At 45.2% G+C, this 18,936-nt stretch carries 10 protein-coding genes; 4 read left to right on the forward strand and 6 right to left on the reverse strand.

The window, feature by feature from the left end:
- Positions 1-289: 289 nt before the first annotated feature.
- Positions 290-1,084 carry a tetratricopeptide repeat protein gene (locus K6Y21_RS16275; protein WP_233072947.1) on the forward strand — a complete coding sequence of 265 codons (795 nt, stop codon included), beginning with the start codon at positions 290-292 and terminating at the stop codon, positions 1,082-1,084.
- Here K6Y21_RS16275 and K6Y21_RS16280 read toward each other — a convergent pair.
- The 4 genes from K6Y21_RS16280 to K6Y21_RS16295 all read right to left on the reverse strand — a co-directional run bounded on the left by K6Y21_RS16280 (position 1,081) and on the right by K6Y21_RS16295 (position 6,555).
- Complete coding sequence (locus K6Y21_RS16280; protein WP_233072948.1) at positions 1,081-1,695, reverse strand: HAD family hydrolase; 615 nt, start codon at positions 1,693-1,695, stop codon at positions 1,081-1,083. The two genes, K6Y21_RS16275 and K6Y21_RS16280, sit on opposite strands and share 4 nt — an antisense overlap.
- A gap of 68 nt (positions 1,696-1,763) precedes the next feature.
- Positions 1,764-5,003 carry a DEAD/DEAH box helicase gene (locus K6Y21_RS16285; protein WP_233072949.1) on the reverse strand — a complete coding sequence of 1,080 codons (3,240 nt, stop codon included), beginning with the start codon at positions 5,001-5,003 and terminating at the stop codon, positions 1,764-1,766.
- Positions 5,004-5,131: 128 nt separating this feature from the next.
- On the reverse strand, positions 5,132-5,932 hold the full coding sequence (locus K6Y21_RS16290; protein WP_233072950.1) for a M48 family metallopeptidase: 801 nt from the start codon (positions 5,930-5,932) through the stop codon (positions 5,132-5,134).
- Positions 5,933-5,991: 59 nt separating this feature from the next.
- Entirely contained in the window at positions 5,992-6,555 is a 564-nt protein-coding gene (locus K6Y21_RS16295) for a PadR family transcriptional regulator (protein WP_233072951.1), read from the reverse strand.
- A 283-nt stretch (positions 6,556-6,838) separates the two neighbouring features.
- Between K6Y21_RS16295 and K6Y21_RS16300 the strand changes: the two genes are divergently transcribed.
- The 3 genes from K6Y21_RS16300 to K6Y21_RS16310 all read left to right on the forward strand — a co-directional run bounded on the left by K6Y21_RS16300 (position 6,839) and on the right by K6Y21_RS16310 (position 15,672).
- The gene (locus K6Y21_RS16300) at positions 6,839-8,605 is read left to right on the forward strand and encodes a Na/Pi cotransporter family protein (RefSeq protein WP_233072952.1); all 1,767 of its coding nucleotides are present in this window, start codon (positions 6,839-6,841) and stop codon (positions 8,603-8,605) included.
- 350 nt (positions 8,606-8,955) lie between these two features.
- The gene (locus K6Y21_RS16305; protein WP_233072953.1) at positions 8,956-13,509 is read left to right on the forward strand and encodes an nSTAND1 domain-containing NTPase; all 4,554 of its coding nucleotides are present in this window, start codon (positions 8,956-8,958) and stop codon (positions 13,507-13,509) included.
- Positions 13,510-13,680: 171 nt separating this feature from the next.
- On the forward strand, positions 13,681-15,672 hold the full coding sequence (locus K6Y21_RS16310; RefSeq protein ID WP_233072954.1) for an RNA/DNA-binding domain-containing protein: 1,992 nt from the start codon (positions 13,681-13,683) through the stop codon (positions 15,670-15,672).
- Positions 15,673-15,746: 74 nt separating this feature from the next.
- Here K6Y21_RS16310 and mnmE read toward each other — a convergent pair whose 3' ends face one another.
- Together mnmE and yidC are read right to left on the reverse strand one after the other, a co-directional pair.
- Positions 15,747-17,114 (reverse strand): tRNA uridine-5-carboxymethylaminomethyl(34) synthesis GTPase MnmE, encoded by a 1,368-nt coding sequence (gene mnmE / locus K6Y21_RS16315; protein ID WP_233072955.1) that lies wholly within the window; start codon positions 17,112-17,114, stop codon positions 15,747-15,749.
- Between the two features lie 150 nt (positions 17,115-17,264).
- Positions 17,265-18,929: a membrane protein insertase YidC gene (gene yidC / locus K6Y21_RS16320; protein ID WP_233072956.1), complete on the reverse strand. Its 1,665-nt coding sequence runs from the start codon at positions 18,927-18,929 to the stop codon at positions 17,265-17,267.
- Between the last annotated feature and the right edge of the window lie 7 nt (positions 18,930-18,936).

The following is an 18,936-nucleotide window of genomic DNA, read 5'->3' on the forward strand; positions in this document are numbered from 1 at the left end:
AAGCCCGTTATGGGCTTTTTTTATTGCTGAAAGCGCCGTTTTAGCGGCGTTTGAGAAAAGAAAAGCCGCTTTTTACTGACACGCTTAAATTGGAATACGTGTCTATTTACGCTAAAATCTTGGGTGAAATAGGGTTTTAAGCTCTCACCCCGAGATTTGGCGAATAATAATACCTATATTTTGCCTAGACTACGTTATGGACTCACTGGATCCTGACCTATTGCCTTACCACTGAGTTCATTGGTTTAAGGTGATCGGAGATGGTATTCACTTTAGGAGCGTCGTGCGAATGGATTCCACTTTTGTTATTTTAGAGCGCATTGCGCAAAATGCTGATTGGCCCACGACGCAATCATGGACCCAAATGCTGCAACGTGAATTTCAAGCTGCGCTTGATTTACTTGATGGCTATCGTGATGATCCAGAAACCCTCTACCGCGCAATGAATTTGTTTATCGTGATGCCTAATGGTTGTTACGGTAAAGCGGGTGCAGGCGCGGTCTTATTGGCCGCTAGCCACTTTGAATCTAAGCTAAGCACCGAGGTGGCCAATGCTATTTCTCATTGGATAGAATCGGCCAAACTCGTCAATGACAGCATCCCCGCCGTCAGAGCCATAGAAGTGAATTTTTTAGTGCGCTCTGAGCAAATGGAATTAGCGGCAAGCAAGCTAAAAGAGCTGGTAAAGATTAACCCCGATGATTATTGGGCTTGCCGTAGTGCGTTAAATTATTGGGCTGAAACGGGGGATTTGGCTCAAGTGGCTATTTGGGGGAAGCGGGCTGAAGATAATGCGCATAGTTCGCGACGTTGGGAACAAGTCATTTGGCAAATGGGAGTTATCGCCCAGCAGCAGAAACTTTGGCAGCAAGCATTGGGCTTTTATGAGCAATTGTTGTCGGGAAATAACCAAGATTCACACCTATACTTACGTATGGCACAGGTATTATTTGCTTTATCCGAGCATAAGCGGGCACTGGCCTATATCAAGCAGTCATTAGCGATTAAGTCTACTCCGGTAGGTGAACAGCTCCAGAAAGATATTTTAAAAGCCAGTGTTTGGTGGCGTAAGTTATTGCCCTAGTTGAGCGCCCATTTGTTTTGGTGGGCGGTGCGAAAGGCGTCTGTTAGTTCAAACACGGTTTGATATACCCAATCAGCCTGATCGCGATACTGTTTGTTTAGTTCTGGATCATACAAACAAGACCACACCTTGGCATTTTTTGCCACTTCAATATCAAACCAATAATCACCTACATATAACAACTCATCATGGGCAATACCCCATTGTTTAGCGATGATATGTATGCCTTCAGGATCGGGTTTCGCTTTACAGTCTTCTCGAGTGAGGAGCAAGGGAATATTTAGGTCAAACTTATCCAATACATATCGGCTAGCATCGCGCATATTACGCGTTAACACCGCCACGGGTAGGGCAAGTTGCTCCAGTGTATCCAATAGCTCTGTTACCCCGCCTATCTCTTGTGCGGCTTTGGCGCCAGCCATTTCATGTTGATAAATACGTTGTTTTGCGGTGGCTATCTGTTGTGGGCACTGCAGGGTTTCTAGATGTTCTAAGATAGGCGTGTTAGCGGGAAAGTTTAAATCAAGGCGTAGTTGGTCAAAGTCGAGTTTTGAGTCGACTAAGGTGCCGTCTAAATCAAAAATCACCCCTTTGATTTTGCTCAGCTCCATGATACCTCCAAATAACGCGCTGCTAACTGAGTTAAACTAACTATAGCGCGCAGCGCATGATGATATTGCTACATAGATTCAAAAAGCTTCAGTAATTGGTCGCTGTCGGTCAAAATTTGTTGCTCTGCTTCTTTTTCGCCGTATACAGCATCGGCAAGCTCTTGTTTATGCTGCTGCAATTTTAATACTCGCTCTTCTACCGTTTTTTCGCAGATGAGCTTATAAACAAACACGGGTTTGTCTTGACCGATACGATAAGCTCGGTCGGTCGCTTGGTTTTCGGCCGCGGGGTTCCACCAAGGATCGTAATGAATCACCGTATCAGCGGCGGTGAGGTTTAAACCAACCCCACCAGCTTTCAATGAAATCAAAAAGACAGGCACATCCCCATTTTGAAATGAGTTAATCACGTCTGCGCGCTTTTGGGTTTGTCCTGTTAACTTAGCGTAAGGTATGTTGGCGTTTTTAAATTGGTTTTCAATTAACCCTAGCATTTGTGCAAACTGGGAAAAGATCAGGATCCGGCGTCCTTCTTCCAACATTTCTGGGACGATTTCCATTAAGAAATCCAGCTTAGCTGATTGACTGATTTTCTGTGCTTGCTCGAGTTTAACCAATTTGGGATCACAACAAGCTTGGCGCATTTTTAATAGGGCGTCTAAGAATTCAATCCGACTGCGCGCCAACCCTTTGCTAGCCAGTAAGCCTTGCACTCGCGATTCCATGGTGACGCGAATGCTCTCATATAAGGTGCGTTGCTCTGGTGGCATTTCAATCAAGTGGGTGATTTCGGTTTTCGGCGGCAGCTCTTTTGCGACTTGATCTTTGGTTCGGCGTAACAAGAAAGGCGCGATTTTTTGTTTCAACCAGAGTTTGGTTTGTTGATCCCCTTCCTTTTCAATAGGGGTTCGGTAGTGCTTATTGAATGCGCTTAAGTTACCTAAAAATCCTGGCATCAAAAAATCGTAGATAGACCACAGCTCACCCAGGTGGTTTTCCATAGGGGTACCCGTTAGGCATAAACGATGATCGGTATGCAATTTCTTCACGGTTTGGGTCATTTTAGCCGTTGGATTTTTAATCACTTGGGCTTCATCTAATATCAGCTCGCTAAACTCAAACGGCGCCAGTTCCTCACTGTCTCGCACCAATAGGGGGTAGGTGGATATGACAATGTCGTGATGATTTATCTCTTTAAATAACGCCTTTCGATCTGGGCCGTGTAACTTTAAGGTGGTTAAATTGGGAGTAAACTTTTTCGCCTCTGCCTCCCAGTTGCCCACCAAGCTGGTGGGACAAATCACTAACGCGGGTTTGTTAAGCTGGCCTATGTCTTTACGATGCTGCAAGAAGGCGAGGGCTTGAACGGTTTTACCTAAGCCCATGTCATCGGCCAAAATGCCTCCAAAGCCATATTCATACAAGAAATTGAGCCAGTTTAAGCCTTCTTGCTGATAGCTACGCAAGGTGGCTTTTAGGTTCGCCGATGGCGCAATCTCTTGGATACCCGAAAAATCAGCCAGCTTCTGAGCCAGCTTTTTAACGTGCTCGCCTCCAATCCAGTGATTGATATCTGGTAATTGAGCGAGTACTGCGGCATGGCTATTGGGTAGCCGTAAGGTTTGACTGTCTGGATTGGTCAGTTCTTCTAAAATAGCTAAAATAGGCTCGATAGTATTGCGTTTGATGGTGAGCATCGCGCCATTTTTTTGCGGTAAAATGAGGTCACCCTGCTGCGATTTCCAATCGGTATGGCGTTGTAGCCATTCTAATAACATAGGCAGTAAAGGTACGTTACGACCTTCAACTTCAATGGTTAAGCCAATATCAAACCATTGGTTACTTTCTTCTATTTCAACACTCATGCCTTGTACAGCTTGCGCTGACAGATCGATGTTATCGGCAAAATGAAGCTGCCAGCCAAGTTGTGTTAAGCGCTCGCCATGGAGTAATTTAAAGCCAAGCCAAAGCTCTTCTTGGCTCACTTTATCATTGCTATGCAAAAAGCCTTGTAGCACCTGCTTGTCGAGGCGTCCAGTGAGTAAATGTTGATTGGCCGGTTTTAATGGTAGGCTTTGGTATTGTTGCCATGCTTGCTGCTCTTGCTCGTGTTGGCGCTTAATATGGTAACTATTGCCTTCGATGCTAAAACGCGTTTGTCGCTCTAAATACACTACATTAGGGCAGAGTCTAACGTCGCCATATTGAAACCAAAACTCGGCTATCAGGCTCGCTTGTCCGGTTTCGAGCGTGCCTTTACTGATGCTAAGTATCGGCGTGAGTGGTGCATCGACTTCTATTTTGGGTAACTGAACGGGAGCTGGGATCACCTCTTCCGAAAAGTTAATTAACAACTCTTGGGTAAAGTGTCTGGCTTGTTGCTCGCCTAATACGGGTAGTTTTTGCAGTGCTCGTAATAATTCACCATCTAACTCACTGTCTATCGGGCCTGCGATTAATGCATCAGGGATCAGATACCATGGCTGCGGCGTGGGCAGCAGTTGCCAAGGCTCATCAATTCCATCTAGCTCAATGGCGAGTTGATATTGTTGTTGCTGCAGTTGCTGCCAAGCCAGGTTGAGGGGCAAAGGCGAGCCTAGCTGTAAAGGGGAGGCGGTACTTTGCCAAAAACACCGACCTGAAGAGAGCATGCGTTGCAGTGCAAGGGCGTCATTTTCGGTGCAAATCAAGGTGCTTTTGAGGTTGTACTTGTCATGCTCTTTAAGCAATAACAAGCGCACCAGATTTTTATCGAAGTCTGTCAGCCAAGAGTCAGACCAAGAGTAATCATTCACTAATTCTTCGAGGCGTTTGCTGCTAAATGCGCCGAAGCTGCCGTCACGCAGAGGTTTAGCGGCACCCACTTCAACCTGCACATGGCCATCTTTGTCATTGGACAAACAGTAGATGGCTTTCTCTTTGCTAAAATCAGCGTGAGTCTGGCTTTGTTGAAATTGTGGAGGCAGTTGACTAAACCAAATTTGATACGGGTCCGCTGGTTCTAATTGCTTTTGATACGCGAGTAATAAAGCGACGGCGTGTTTACAGTTCCAACCGACCGGACATGAACACTGACTGCGGATGATCAACTTGCCCGGTTGATTGCTGGCCTTCACTTCGACATTGGTATTATAGGTCACGTCTTTATCCGCTCCCGTCAGGCTACCAATTAATTTGTCTAACTCAGGGCTATATTTGCACTTCTGTACCAAGCCATCGGTGAACACTTTTTGGCCGCGATCAAAGGTCGGGGTGCCAAAGCTATTACGTATGTCTTTTTCCGAATAATCCAACATGGTACTCAGCATCACTCTCAATGTTTTTCAGGAAATGGGCTCGATTATAGCGCTATTTAGGGCGTGAGTGGGAATTGTCTTTAATCAGGCAGCGTAGTTTGCGCTGCCTTTACGCTTGTTGCTTAAAAGCTAGCCTAATATCAGGGCTTGGTGCAATTTGGTTTCTTATTCGCGGTTGGGGGGAGAGTGGCGATTTTATGCTGTAGATCTTGGATCCGAGTATTGTGAGACGGGTGAGTTGAAAACAGCTCAGGTGGATTACTGCCCTTGGCCGCCTTAGCCATATTGAGCCACAACTTCACGCTTTCGTTAGGGTTAAAGCCCGCTTGAGCCATGAGCTCTAGGCCAAGCATATCGGACTCTGATTCCTGAGTGCGGCCATAAGGTAACAAGATACCGACTTGAGCGCCAAGGCCTAATCCTGCCATTGCGATGTCGTGATACTGACTTGAGCCCAGTGCTGCACTAGATAGCTGTAAACCTAAGTTAGTTAACTGAGTTTGTGATAACCGTTCATTGCTGTGATTAGCCAGAACATGAGCGACCTCGTGGCCGATCACCGTCGCCAATTGGTCTTGATTCTCTGCCACCTCGAGTAAGCCGGTATAGACACCGATTTTCCCTCCTGGTAGGGCAAAAGCATTGACCTGCTCGCTAGCAAAAACAACCACCTCCCAATTGGCGTAGCCCGCTTGTGGCGGAACTTGCTTGATAATGGCATTCGCCACGCAGCCCACGTATTGGTTGGTTTTTTGATCCTTGCTGATGGGGAGTTGCTTTTTCATTTCAGCAAACGATTGCTCACCGAGCTGAGACATTTCAGCGTTAGAGAACATAATGATCTGGTTACGCCCTGTGGGTGAAGTTGAACAGCCCGATAGCGACAGGGCCGCGACAAGTAACCCCAGTTTAAGTGAAGATTGACGAAATACAGCCAGCATGGAAGTTCCTTTGCCAATGTTGAATAGGTATTTGAGAATAATAGCGCTCACTTTGCTATTTAGTCTTGCTCTTGTTGCTCTTGCTCTGCAAGCTCATTTAATTCAGGTAACACTTGCTCAGCCCAGCTTAACCAAGCCTGCTCCATGATAATACCGCGCTGTAAGCTGAGGTAAGCCAGTTTGTCACCTTTACTCAGTAGGCTTTTATCAGACGGAAAATGATCCAAAAAGCTTTCAAACTTGGCCAAAGACGCGCCATGCTCTTGTTGCAGTCGAACAATATCATCTCTTATTGATGAGGCATTGGCACATTCGCCAGCCATAAACTTGGCGAGAAAAGGAGAGTTAAGTAAGCGCTCTGAGGTAGGTTGTGCTAGCCATTGCTCCAAGGCTTGCTGCCCTTGTTGGGTGACCTTATAAATTTTCTTATCGGGCTTGCCTTGTTGAGCTTGTTTGATACAGCTTATCAGGCCCTCGTTCGCCATTTTTTTTAATTCACGATAGATCTGCTGATGGCTCGCCTGCCAAAAGTTAGCGGATTTATCGTCATATTCTTTGGCTAGCTCGTATCCTGTCATATCCCCTTTTTGCAAGGTAATCAATAACACGTTTTTTAGGCTCATATCTGGCTCTTTATTATGATTGGGCGTGTAAATAATAACGAATTCATCTAATTTGTTCGAGTGTTGCTGCAGATGGGGTTCACTTTTATTGTGTTTTTTGACAATAAAATGCTGTCGCCTGATGATGGCGCGGTCTTTCTTTGATGCCAATCGATCTTGGCTTAATCAAAGGAGAGGGATCACAGTTTGTCTCGTTGGTTTTACTCAGTCATGTTGATTTCAAAAGGAAAATGAGGTTAACAGGCTACACTTAACGTATCTACCTTAGTTGTGAGTATGGCCTATGATGAAATCTATCTGCTTGATTGTGTTGCTTACTTGCCACTCATTTGCGGCTGCCGCTGCAACCACACATGAGCTTGAACTCGATTACCCCTTGATGCTGATGGGTCTGTTTGGTGGCTTGGCCATGTTCTTGTATGGCATGGAAAAAATGACTCAAGCCTTAAGTCGTGCCGCTGGCAGTAGAATGAAGTACGTGTTGGGCAAGCTGACCACTAACCGAGTTAGCGGGGTGTTCACAGGGGCGGGGTTAACTGCGGTGATCCAATCCTCGTCGGTCACTACTGTGCTGGTGGTCGGGTTTGTTAGCGCGGGCTTAATGTCATTAAATCAGGCGGTTGGCATAATTATGGGGGCCAATATCGGCACCACCATCACAGCTCAAATCATCGCCTTTAAAGTCACTAAGGTGGCATTGGCATTCATCGCGCTCGGTTTTTTAGGCCAAGTGATGGCCAAGACGGAATCGGCTAAAAACTACAGCAATATTCTATTTGGATTAGGGCTGTTGTTTTTGGGAATGAACACCATGAGTGATGCGATGTCGCCATTACGCACCTTTGCGCCTTTTGTCGACTTCATGGCAAAGATGAACAATCCCCTCTTCGCCATCATGATTGCCGCCATCTTTACTGCCTTGGTGCAATCATCATCTGCCACCACGGGCATTGTTATTGTTTTAGCAAGTCAGGGATTTGTGAGTCTTGAATCCGGTATAGCCATGGCCATGGGGGCCAATGTAGGGACATGTGTCACCGCTCTGTTGGCCGCCATAGGCAAGGGAGCGGAATCCAAGCAAACCGCTGGCTTGCATTTTTTGTTTAATGTCATGGGTGTGATTATCTGGTTACCCCTGATCGCCTTATTGGCTAATTTGGCCACCTCCATCTCACCAGCTTACCCTGAACTGCTAGGCGTTGAGCGTTTAGCGGTAGAAACCCCCAGACAAATAGCCAATGCGAATACCATTTTTAATGTCATGAACACCGTTATTATGCTGCCATTTAGCCATCTCTTTGTCGTCGCGGTAAAAAAGTTGGTGCCAGCAAAAGAAACCACCAAACCGCAACGGAGTTTGGCGTTAAAATATGTTCGAGAAGACTTTTTAGCGACGCCCGATATCGCGCTAGAGCAAACGAAACTTGAGGTTTCTCGCGTTGGCCGCCGCGTGGTGAACATGCTCAATGCCATGCCGCCTTTAGCGCAATCCATGGCCAGCGAGGTCGATAAGCAACAAGTGCGAGAAACACTACGTGACATCGCCAAAATAGAAGACGAAGTGGATATTCTCCATGGCAAGATTTTGCGCTATTTAGGCCAGTTACGCCAATCCCCCCTGACCGAGCTGCAGAGTAAGCAACAGATAAACTTGGTGAGTATTACCGATCATCTTGAAAACATAGCCGATACCATAGTGAACGTATTACTGCCCTTAAGTCATCACACCTTGGAATCGAATCTGATGGCCAGTAAGGAAATGCGCGTTGTGCTGGATACTACCCAAAGCCGGGTGCGAGAAGCCTTACTCGACAGCGTGAATGCCATTCGCCGCAACGACGATCAACTGGCCGAAAATGTGCTCAGCGCCAAACGTGAAATCAACGTGTTGCTGGAAAAGGTGTTAGCCCGCCAAGCCGAGCGCTTAGTGCAAAACACCGACGCCAGATTAGACATCTTTCGCGCGCAAATGGAATGGGTTAACGGCCTTAAGCACGTCTACACCCTAAGTAAACGCATCGCTAAGCTGCAATTGCGTAAGGTGAATTAGGGCGAGATCCGCTAAGGGTAAGTTTATCTCGCCAAAAAGGTGATCGGACTTATTTACTATGTCCTCCTTTATCCATTTGGCTGGGATGTTGATAGCATTGTTCTCTTTTGAGCGGATCAATAGATCTTAGTTGGGTTGGGCCAGATTGTAGTGCTTGAAGACTCAAGAGTTGTTACGTTTGAAAGAGCTATACATCACTTCTACTAGTAATTATCCTATTAATAATCATCGTAAAACCAATATAATAACTAAATGAAAGCTCTTAAACACAAATGTTTTGGCCTCTAGTTAGTGATTAAAGATATTCGTACAAGGTTGTGGGGGGAACCAATGCACTGGGAGTGGTTGATATGTCAATAATTGTTAGTCAGGAGTTTATTGAGCCATCGGATATTGAGCAGGAAATAGCTAGGCAACAACAGACTAGTGTTATCGAAGTTGGCGCTCAATCTCTGCCTTATCAAAATTTAGACCCAGCGCAGTTCGAGTGCTTACTTTGGGATCTGTTTCGCAGCGGTTTTGAAACAGATCTTGGGCATGACTATACGCGACTGATGCTCACAGGAGCAGATCAGGGGCGCGATGTATGGATGACCTCGCACGAAATCCCGGTTGGCTTAGTCCAGTGCAAACGCTATAGCGAGAAGATTACCCAAAAAGAAACAATAAAAGAGATCGTTAAGTTTCTTCTTTACGCAGACCTGAATAGGAAATTGTTACCAAAACCCGAGTGTTTCACTTATTACTTAGCTCTTAGTTGTGGCCCAACGGGTGAAGTTGATGAGTTTTTCAACACGCCAAGTTCATGGCTTAGAGATAACCTTGAAGAAATCGAAACAGCAGCCAAAGCTGTTATTGCTAAGTATGCTTCTCTAAAGATGGTTGATCTAAGCTGTGCAATGTCACCTCTGCGCGAGCGATTTCAAGCATTGAACTATAGGTTGTTAAGGCCTCATGAACTGGATAGAGCTCTTAGTATCCATACAGATGTGAGAGAGCGGCACTTTAGGATTCCGGTTCATTCACTGCAATTGTCCAGAGCTCCGTTTTCTGGTAATAATACCGCTGTACCAAACGACTTGGCTCAAGCTAGCCGACAGCTTGCCTGTTGGCAAAAGACTATTGAAAACCGATTTATAGAACGACCTGAGCTACAAGATTTGCTTCAGCTGGTTCATTCAAATGAGAGTAGTTGTCATATTCTGACTGGCGTATCAGGCAGTGGGAAATCGTCACTACTATCTGCTCTTTATGAACGCTTACTTGACGACGATTTTTCTGTTCTGGCAATTAAAGCGGATGAGTTAGATGTCAAGGTTAACGATCTGACTGAGCTGGCAGAAAGTCTCAAACTAAGTGGAAATCTTACCAATATTTTGCTTGGGGCTTCACAAACCAAACCAGTGGTATTGCTAATTGATCAAATGGATGCAGTTAGTGAGGTAATGGATCAAAGCTCAAACCGTTTTAGAGTGCTTGTAGACCTGGTTGTTTCTCTAAAAAGTCGGTTTGAGAGCATTAAGTTAAGTGGCAAAAAGCCAGTTCATATCATCGTGACTTCTCGCCCCTTTGAGGCTAGTTTTGATACTCGTTTTACTCAGTTGGAAGCAAAGTATATTGAACTACCATTGCCTGAAAAGGCAGCTGTTGAAGCACTTTTAACTGACTTTGGGATAAAAATATCATCGATCCCGCCATCTATGTATCCAGCAATTCAAGTTCCTTTCGCTTTAAATCTGTATGTAAGCCTTATTAAGGCTGGTGAACAGCCTGACCAAGTTACGTCAAAGAACTTGTTACAGCGATGGCTGGATAAGAAACTGACAGACAGAGCAAGTCGAGCTGAACAGATGCTTTTTTTAAAGCGTCTGGCTCAGGATATGGTGAGTAACGAAGTGCTCAGGCGTCCTGTTGATGCTTACCAGTTTGAGAGCGGCCACGTTATTGCAGCGCTTGAGGCGGCTGGTATTTTGTTGCGGTATGATAAGAATATAGGCTTTAGCCACCAAGCCTGGCTTGATGATTTTCAGGCTCAGAGTTTTAGCAATTCAGATGATTTGTGTAGTTTCGTCTACCAAAAACAAGATGGCCTTTTTTCTAGAAGCACGATTTTGCGAGGACTTGAATCTTTGAGGGAAAGAGATCCTATGGGGTATCAGTCGACTCTTGACTCATTACTCTTCGGTGGTCGATCACGACGTCATATCCTGCACCTGTTAGTTGATATCCTGGCAATTTCTCCAACCCCAAGTGCATCCGACGCTGAACGAATTCTTCGATTGATTAATGGTGACGTAGTTTTAGCTAAAAGAGCAATATCTAAAGTAGCGGCAAACTGGAGCAATTGGCGAGATCATTTGATAGCTAGCATACCAGAGATAATGGAAGAAGCTGAATATAGTAGTCACGTGGTGGAATGGTTGATCGCTGAGTCTAAACACGATGAAGGGCATGTCATATCACTACTTAACAGGCTTTGGTTTGAGCCTGCTTATGACGATATGACTCTTCGTGTACTATGGCGAGCTTCGGCATATTCAGAGGCCGCTTTTCGACTTTTTAGGCAATTAATGGCTAGGAATAATGCTGATTCGCTCTATATAGAAGGGTATCTATCAAATTTATGTGAGAAAGGATACACCAAGCAAGCATTAACCATTCTTGTTGCTTGGTTGAACTCGATCGATGACAAAACAGCATTAGAACAACATATCTACGGCTTCGAGAAACTTGCTATAAATCATCCCTTGGAATGTATCAAAGCGATATTGCCATGGGTAATACAGTTAATAGAAGAAAATAGCAGCGCAAAACTTGGTTACACTTACCGTAGTAGAATCAGGTCTGTTATTGAGAGGGATGAACAGTCCGATAGTAGTTCTTTGTTAGGTGGCCTCCGCCTTGCAATTTCAACTTCTGCCCAAAATACGCCAAACGAGTTGCTTCAATTAATCAGACCATACATGGCTGTTGATATTGATGATGTACAGGTCATTGTTGCATCAGCTCTATTGTCTAATGGAAAACACTATGCGCAGGACATATATGACTATCTGCTTGGTGACCGTTGTCGCTTACAGTTAGGTTCTGGTTACTTCAAAGATGAAGATAATGTCGGTTATACATTTAATGGCAGTGTTACCCTGGAACTGATAGAAGAAGCGGTCTCACTTTGGAATGATAAGCAAGTTTCTGTCATTAGAGATGCTATTGAGCAGTTCCGTTCGCATCAGCCAAGCGCTGATTATCCTGCTGATATGAAGCTAAGGTGTATGCATTACAGCGAGGGTTACCGACTGGCATTACTTTCGAGGTTGCCATCAAAAGCTTTGTCCCCAAGAAGAAATAGACAGATATCAGAAAGAGACAAAAGACACGAGCCTGCTATTGGTGAGCGTTCCAGAGGAGTTGGCATGGCTTCTGTCGTTAGGTCACCAATGTCCTCAGAACAGATGGGGAAAGCCCGAAAACAAGATATTTTAAATTTGCTCAATGAGATAACTGATCAGCATAAGCGTCATGGTGAGGGACGGCGTTGGCTTTCTGGTGGAGTCATTGAGTTGTCTAGCGCTTTTGGTTCGTATGCTGCCAACAACCCTGAGCAGGCAATAGAGCTTATTACGGATGAGTTTCGTCAGGGCTTGCACGAATATGCGGCCTCTGAGGCTATTGAGAATTTAGCGAAGTCTGAAGTTGTAGCTCCAAAACAAGTAGTGAATCTTATCATCCAACTCAATCAGCGTGGGTTTAATTCGAAAGAGTGGATAACCGGCGTTGCCAGAGCATTCCAAGCTATAGCAGGAAGGGAAAATGGGTTAGATGATCAGTGTATTCAAATACTTTTGGGTTACTTAAACTCAAACTTAGATACAGGAAGTGAACTTGAGGGAGATTTCACGGGGGGGGGACCGGGGCAGGCCCTGCTCTTTGGTCATTCTAATGGCTTTCGTGCCGTCCCAGCTGGAAATTACACTATCATGTCTGCCATACATCAAGGGTTGCTTTGTCGCCAGCCCCCGAGTTGCGATACATGGGTAGATGTTTTATTGCAGTTTTTAAATACATCACAAGACACAGAAACTTGGAAGTGTCTATTGCTGTTTCAATTTCGCCATTTACGTTGGGCGAGTCAAGATAAGTGTAATGAGTTGGTTAATCGGTTGGTTGATGAACATTCCCGTGTATTTTCGTTACCAACAACGGCTATGACAATCTGGGAATTAGCTGATGTATTACAGCCTGTAACACTGCTAAAAATTGTTAGATACTGGCTATCTTCGAAATCATCAGTCTTGATTCAAGTTGCTGGAGAGTTTGTTACAGGGCAGCTGATCATTGGTAACGAGAATAATGAACTACATCAGATTTGGAGTCAGCATTTCGGTCTAAAAGAACCTCATTTCATGCGTGGCATTATCCATGCGGCATGCACTGGTTGGCATGAGGCGGGAAAAGTTCGCGGCGATTCCCACAAAATGCTTATGGCGTGCCTTCAGGGTGACATAAAGGAGCTAGTCACTGCATTAAACAGTTTGTTTCCATATAGCAAGCAGATGCCAAATGATGAACTGACTTATGATGTGGTTGATTGGCTTGCTGGTCATCCTGAAGTTGTATCTGAGTTAAACAGGCACTGTCTGATTAGCAATCTGGTCAAAATTAATTTTTCTCCTAAACTTCAACTCTCAATACTTGATATTGCTAAGAACTTAGTAAAATCGCAACAGAAAGCAAATCCAGAGCGCCAATATTTTGAACATAGCGAAGAGTTGGTGCAACTAGCAGTTACTTTACAGAGAGGAGCTGGAGCGATAAAAGAAGGAGCAATAACTTTGTACGAAACCTTATTGGATGCAGGCAACTATCAAGCAGAAAAAGCTGCGCAGGAAGCTTTGAGGTTTTAGAGTATTTTAACCTAATTAATTAGTAGTGGATTGCGGGAAAGGCATTCCTCTTTTGGTAAATCGGTGCATTCGGCGTGTTGGCAGAGTAGGGCTTTCGCATGTGTAAGCCTAATTCTGACGCATTGGATAACTTTTATTTTACAAGTTAGATTGGAATAAGTGGTTGCGAACATGTTTCATATTGAAGACCAAGTGGATTTACAGGCTCTTTCTGAGTCAGCTGAATTAGAGTTTAAGCTTGCCCAGGGGAAAAATGGCAAGGGAAAGCTCCCTGATGATTTTTGGCCAACTTATAGCGCAATGGCTAATAGCCGTGGTGGCTATGTTGTACTTGGTGTTCGTGAAAAAAAAGGCAAATTGACACTTGCAGGAATTGAAGACATTGAAACCGTCCGTAAGCAACTTTTTGACACTGCAGGTAATCGTGACAAGGTTAACATTAACTTATTGACTAATGATTGCGTGCAAGTGGTATCTGTAGAAGGTAAACAATTGTTGGTTATCGAAATTCCTGCCGCTCGTCGAGAACAAAAGCCCGTCTATCTGAAAAACCAGCCTATGAAAGAGACTTTTATTCGCCTTCATGAAGGAGATCACCGTTGTAGCGAAGAACAAGTAAAACGCATGATGGCTGAACAGGTTGAAAGTAGTAGAGATGACAAGATCCTTAAAGGATTTGATTTTAGTGATATTGATCCTGATAGCCTTAGTGTATACAAAAATTTGTTTGCTGCAGCTAAGCCTCAGCACCCTTGGCTAGAGCTTGATCTATTTGATATGTTTAAGAAAATTGGTGGGTGGCGAAAAGATCGTCAAGCGGGAGTGGAAGGCGTTACGTTAGCAGGCGTACTTATGTTTGGCACATGGGAAGCGATTCAAGATGCCGCTCCACACTATTTTGTTGACTATCGAGAGAGAGATGAGGCCAATACTCAGCGCTGGATTGATCGTGTCTATCCCGATGGTTCTTGGTCTGGAAATGTATTCGACTTTTATCGGCGTACATACAGAAAATTAATCACCGATTTAAAAGTTCCTTTCGAGCTGCAAGAAGGAGTACGGCTGGATGAATCTAAGGCTCATGAGGCAATTCGTGAAGCCTTGGTTAATACTCTTGTTCATGCTGATTATACTGGACGAAGCTCAATACTGATCGTTAAACGCCCTGATCTGTTTGGTTTTCGAAATCCAGGATTGATGCGTATACCACCGGAAATTGCAGTCAAAGGTGGAGAAAGCGATTGCCGTAACCGACGCATGCACCAGATGTTCTTGATGATCGGTGCTGGTGAGCGAGCTGGCTCAGGTATACCGAAGATTTACAGTGGTTGGGAGGCTGCTAAATGGCGAACTCCAAAACTGTATGAGAAGCAATCGCCCTCTGAACAGACACTTTTAGAGCTATCAACAGCAAGTCTAATTCCTAACGAAGTTACAGATCTACTAGGTTCTTTATTCGGTGATCGTTTTTACACGCTTGATGAACTTGAGCAGATGATTGTTGCAACGGCGGCTATTGAGGGATGGGTTAACCATGAGCGGGCATGCCAGTTAACAAGCAAGCACTCCCGTGATGTAACATTGACCTTGCCTAGGCTAGTTGATAAAGGCTTTTTGGTTGCAAGTGGTGTAAAGAAAGATAAGTCTTATAGTTTACCTGGTATGGACCCCCCTTCTCCCGAAGATGTTTTCTCAAATGCGTTAACCTCTCTCGACAACTTAACGCATAACGTCGACAGCTTAACGTATAACGTCGACAACTTAACGCATAAAGATAGTAACTTAACGCATAGAAGCTTGGTTGATAAAGACAACAAAAGTGATAGTAGGGATTCACAGGGTCGCCTAATAAGCGATCAAATAGATAAGCCCTTTGTTTATGAGCTTGATGAATTGGCTGAAGCTTTCCGTTTGGAGCTTGTCCAATTAGGTGCTCAAGCTAGAGAGCAACGGCGCTTGGATACCAATACCATGAAGCAATTGATTCTCGAGCTTTGCAAAGGGCATTATATTTCCGTTGCTGTGCTTGAGGCGCTGTTAGATCGTAAAGCACAAAGCTTACGCCAAAACTATCTGAAATCTATGGTATCTAAAGGAGAACTTAAAATGGCTTTTCCTCATAAACCTAATTCTCCAATGCAGGGATATACTAGCGTAGGCTAGGTTGTTAGCCCCAATTAATTTCTAATCCTGCAAGGTTAATCGGGGCTGAATTTGGTTATGGAGAGTTGCTTCTTTTATTTACCTATACAAAAACTAGAGAATATCCGCGTTAACAGGTCGTCACTGGTAAATTCACCGGTGATTTCACTGAGTGCTTCTTGAGCTAAACGTAGCTCTTCGGCCAGCAATTCGCCCGCCATATACACTTCTAACTGCTCCTTGCCGTTATCGACATGGTGGCTGGCGATGTTCAAGGCTTCTAGGTGACGACGACGGGCCATAAAGCCGCCTTCGGTGCTGCCTTGGTAGCCCATGATTTCCTTTAAATGCTCACGCAGGGCATCGAGACCTAGGCCAGTTTTGGCACTGATGCGATACACGGGGTGGCCGTGATCTTCGCTGATAGAGAGAGATTCACCGGTTAAATCGGCTTTGTTGCGCACCACTGTCATGCCGATGTTTTGCGGTAGACGCTCCACAAAGTCGGGCCAAATTTTAGCGGGGTCAAGCTCATCCGTGGTGGTGCCATCCAGCATAAATAATACCCGATCAGCATTATTGATTTCTTGCCAAGCGCGCTCGATACCGATTTGTTCAACCACGTCTGGGCTCTCACGCAAACCAGCGGTGTCGATGATGTGCAGTGGCATGCCGTCGATATGAATATGTTCGCGTAATACATCTCGGGTGGTACCGGCAATTTCGGTGACGATGGCGGCTTCTTTACCGGCTAGGGCATTTAGTAAGCTCGATTTACCAGCATTAGGGCGGCCGGCTATCACTACCTTCATGCCTTCACGCATAATGGCGCCTTGTTTGGCCTGATTTTGTACCTTGGCGAGCTTATCGATAATGGCGTACAGCTGGGCTTGGATATGGCCATCGGATAAAAAGTCGACCCCTTCTTCATCGGGAAAGTCGATGGCGGCTTCAACGTAAATACGCAGGTGGATCAGGGCTTCTACTAGCTCATGAATTTTATTGGAAAACTCACCTTGCAATGAATGCAATGCGCTTTTGGCGGCTTGTTCCGAGGTGGCTTCAATAAGATCGGCAATGGCTTCGGCTTGGGCTAAATCCAGTTTGTCGTTCATAAAGGCGCGTTCAGAAAACTCACCGGGGCGAGCGCTGCGCACGCCATCGATAAGCAGAATACGTTTAATCAGCATGTCCATTACGATGGGGCCGCCGTGGCCTTGCAGCTCTAACACGTCCTCACCGGTAAATGAATGTGGCCCTTTAAACAGCAGCGCTATGCCTTCGTCTAGCGCTTGATTGTGCTCATCTAAAAACGGCAAGTATTCGGCATAGCGAACGCGCGGTTGCTTGCCCAATACGATCTCAGCAACCTGCTCACAGGCGGGGCCAGAGACGCGAATAATGCCGACGCCGCCGCGTCCAGGTGGAGTGGCTTGGGCTACAATTGTGTCGATTGAGTTCATCTGAATATGCCTACTGCAATAGGTTATGCTTTTAGTTTGGTTATTATACTTGGTTAGTAACAAAAAAGGAGCCAATCGGCTCCTTGTTTCGGTATAGGTTAATCACCCATAGCTTTTAAGCATTGGTATTAAGCTGTGGCTAAGCCGTAGCTAAGCCGTAGCGTTCTTACCTAACCCTTTTTTGTCTAGCTCGCGGAAAATCATCCACTGTTGTAGCAAGGTAACTAGGTTACTCATTAGCCAGTACAGTACGAGACCTGAAGGGAAGAACAAGAAGAATGCCGTGAATACCACTGGCATGTATTGCATGATCTTCGCTTGCATTGGATCTTGGATAGTGGTCGGCGACATCTTTTGGATAAAGAACATACTAATACCCATCAGAATAGGCAGTACGTAGTAAGGGTCTTGTACCGATAGGTCGGTGATCCAACCGAAGAAAGGCGCATGACGCAGTTCTACCGACTCCATTAATGACCAGTAAAGCGCAATGAAGATAGGCATTTGCAATAAGATAGGTAAACAGCCACCCAGTGGGTTTACTTTCTCTTTTTTGTAAAGCTCCATCATACCTTGCGATACTTTTTGCTTGTCTTCACCGTAACGGTCGCGTAGCTGTTGGATCTTAGGCTGAAGTAAACGCATCTTCGCCATCGAGGTGTACTGTGCCTTGGTTAGCGGATACATCACCCCTTTGACCGCAAAGGTCACTAAGATAATCGCCACACCCCAGTTACCAACGATGCCTTGGAAGAACAATAGTAGTTGGAATAACGGTTGCGCAATAAACCATAGCCAGCCGTAGTCAACGGTTAGGTCTAAATGTTTACCTACCGCAGCCATTTCGTCTTGTAGCTTAGGACCAACCCATAGCTTAGTGCTTAGGGTCGCTTGCTCGCCAGCATTCACCGTTTGTGCAGGAGCGGTATAGCCAATCGCTGCATCACCACCAATCACGTTGCTATAAATGCGATTTTGTTGCTCTTCGCTAGGTACAAAAGCTGACACAAAGTAGTGCTCAAGCATCGCCACGTAACCGCCGTTCGTGTTGATGTTTAAGTTTTTATCTTGCATGTCGTCAAACGAGTACTTCTGGTAGCGCGTATCTGTTGCCGGTGCAGAATAAGCCGCGCCACGGTAAACAGGCATCACTAAACTGCCGCCAGAAGGTTGAATGGTTTGCTTTAATTGGCCGTAAAGGGTGAGGCTAATTGGGTTGTCTGAACTGTTAACAACTTGGTAGTCAATATCAACTTCGTAGCTGCCTTTTAGCAGAGTGAAGGTTTTGATGTATTTGACACCGTTTTCTGCAGTAAAGAATAATTTCGCAGAGACCTTATCTTCACCTTCAGCAAGAACAAAGGCGTCTTGCTTAGTGGTGTAGTGCGGGCGGCCTTTTGGACTCGCATCTGGACCCTGGCCTGTTAAACCACTTTGGGCAATATAGGTGTTACCTTGCTCACTTTTCAGTAGTTTAAACGGGGCGGGCTCATCTTGAACCTCTGGGTACAACAGTAAGTCAGCTTCAACGATGTCACCGCCCACGGTATCGATGATTAACTTAAGGGTATCACTCTCAAGTGTAATGCGTTTGTGCGCTGAAGTGCCTGATTCAACAGGAACGTCTTGGTTAGAGTCAGCAGAGGCTGCAGGCACATCGGCACTTAAATTGGTGCTAGTCGGCACACTCGCTGATTGTGTTGCGGCAACGGTTGGTTGCTCCGGTTGTGGGTTTTTAAATTCTGTCCAAGCGACAAAAAGTAAGTAACTCACAAACAGTAAACCAATAAGTAAAAAATTACGTTGAGATTCCATAATTTAG

This window comes from Motilimonas eburnea (assembly GCF_021295345.1).
GTDB classification, from domain to species: domain Bacteria; phylum Pseudomonadota; class Gammaproteobacteria; order Enterobacterales; family CBDFNC01; genus Motilimonas; species Motilimonas eburnea.

Excerpts from the sequence above, each read along its gene's own strand:
- K6Y21_RS16275 (WP_233072947.1), top strand. The coding sequence starts at position 290 with ATGGATTCCACTTTTGTTATTTTAGAGCGCATTGCGCAAAATGCTGAT.
- K6Y21_RS16280 (WP_233072948.1), bottom strand. The coding sequence starts at position 1,695 with ATGGAGCTGAGCAAAATCAAAGGGGTGATTTTTGATTTAGACGGCACC.
- K6Y21_RS16285 (WP_233072949.1), bottom strand. The coding sequence starts at position 5,003 with ATGCTGAGTACCATGTTGGATTATTCGGAAAAAGACATACGTAATAGC.
- K6Y21_RS16290 (WP_233072950.1), bottom strand. The coding sequence starts at position 5,932 with ATGCTGGCTGTATTTCGTCAATCTTCACTTAAACTGGGGTTACTTGTC.
- K6Y21_RS16295 (WP_233072951.1), bottom strand. The coding sequence starts at position 6,555 with ATGAGCCTAAAAAACGTGTTATTGATTACCTTGCAAAAAGGGGATATG.
- K6Y21_RS16300 (WP_233072952.1), top strand. The coding sequence starts at position 6,839 with ATGATGAAATCTATCTGCTTGATTGTGTTGCTTACTTGCCACTCATTT.
- K6Y21_RS16305 (WP_233072953.1), top strand. The coding sequence starts at position 8,956 with ATGTCAATAATTGTTAGTCAGGAGTTTATTGAGCCATCGGATATTGAG.
- K6Y21_RS16310 (WP_233072954.1), top strand. The coding sequence starts at position 13,681 with ATGTTTCATATTGAAGACCAAGTGGATTTACAGGCTCTTTCTGAGTCA.
- mnmE (WP_233072955.1), bottom strand. The coding sequence starts at position 17,114 with ATGAACTCAATCGACACAATTGTAGCCCAAGCCACTCCACCTGGACGC.
- yidC (WP_233072956.1), bottom strand. The coding sequence starts at position 18,929 with ATGGAATCTCAACGTAATTTTTTACTTATTGGTTTACTGTTTGTGAGT.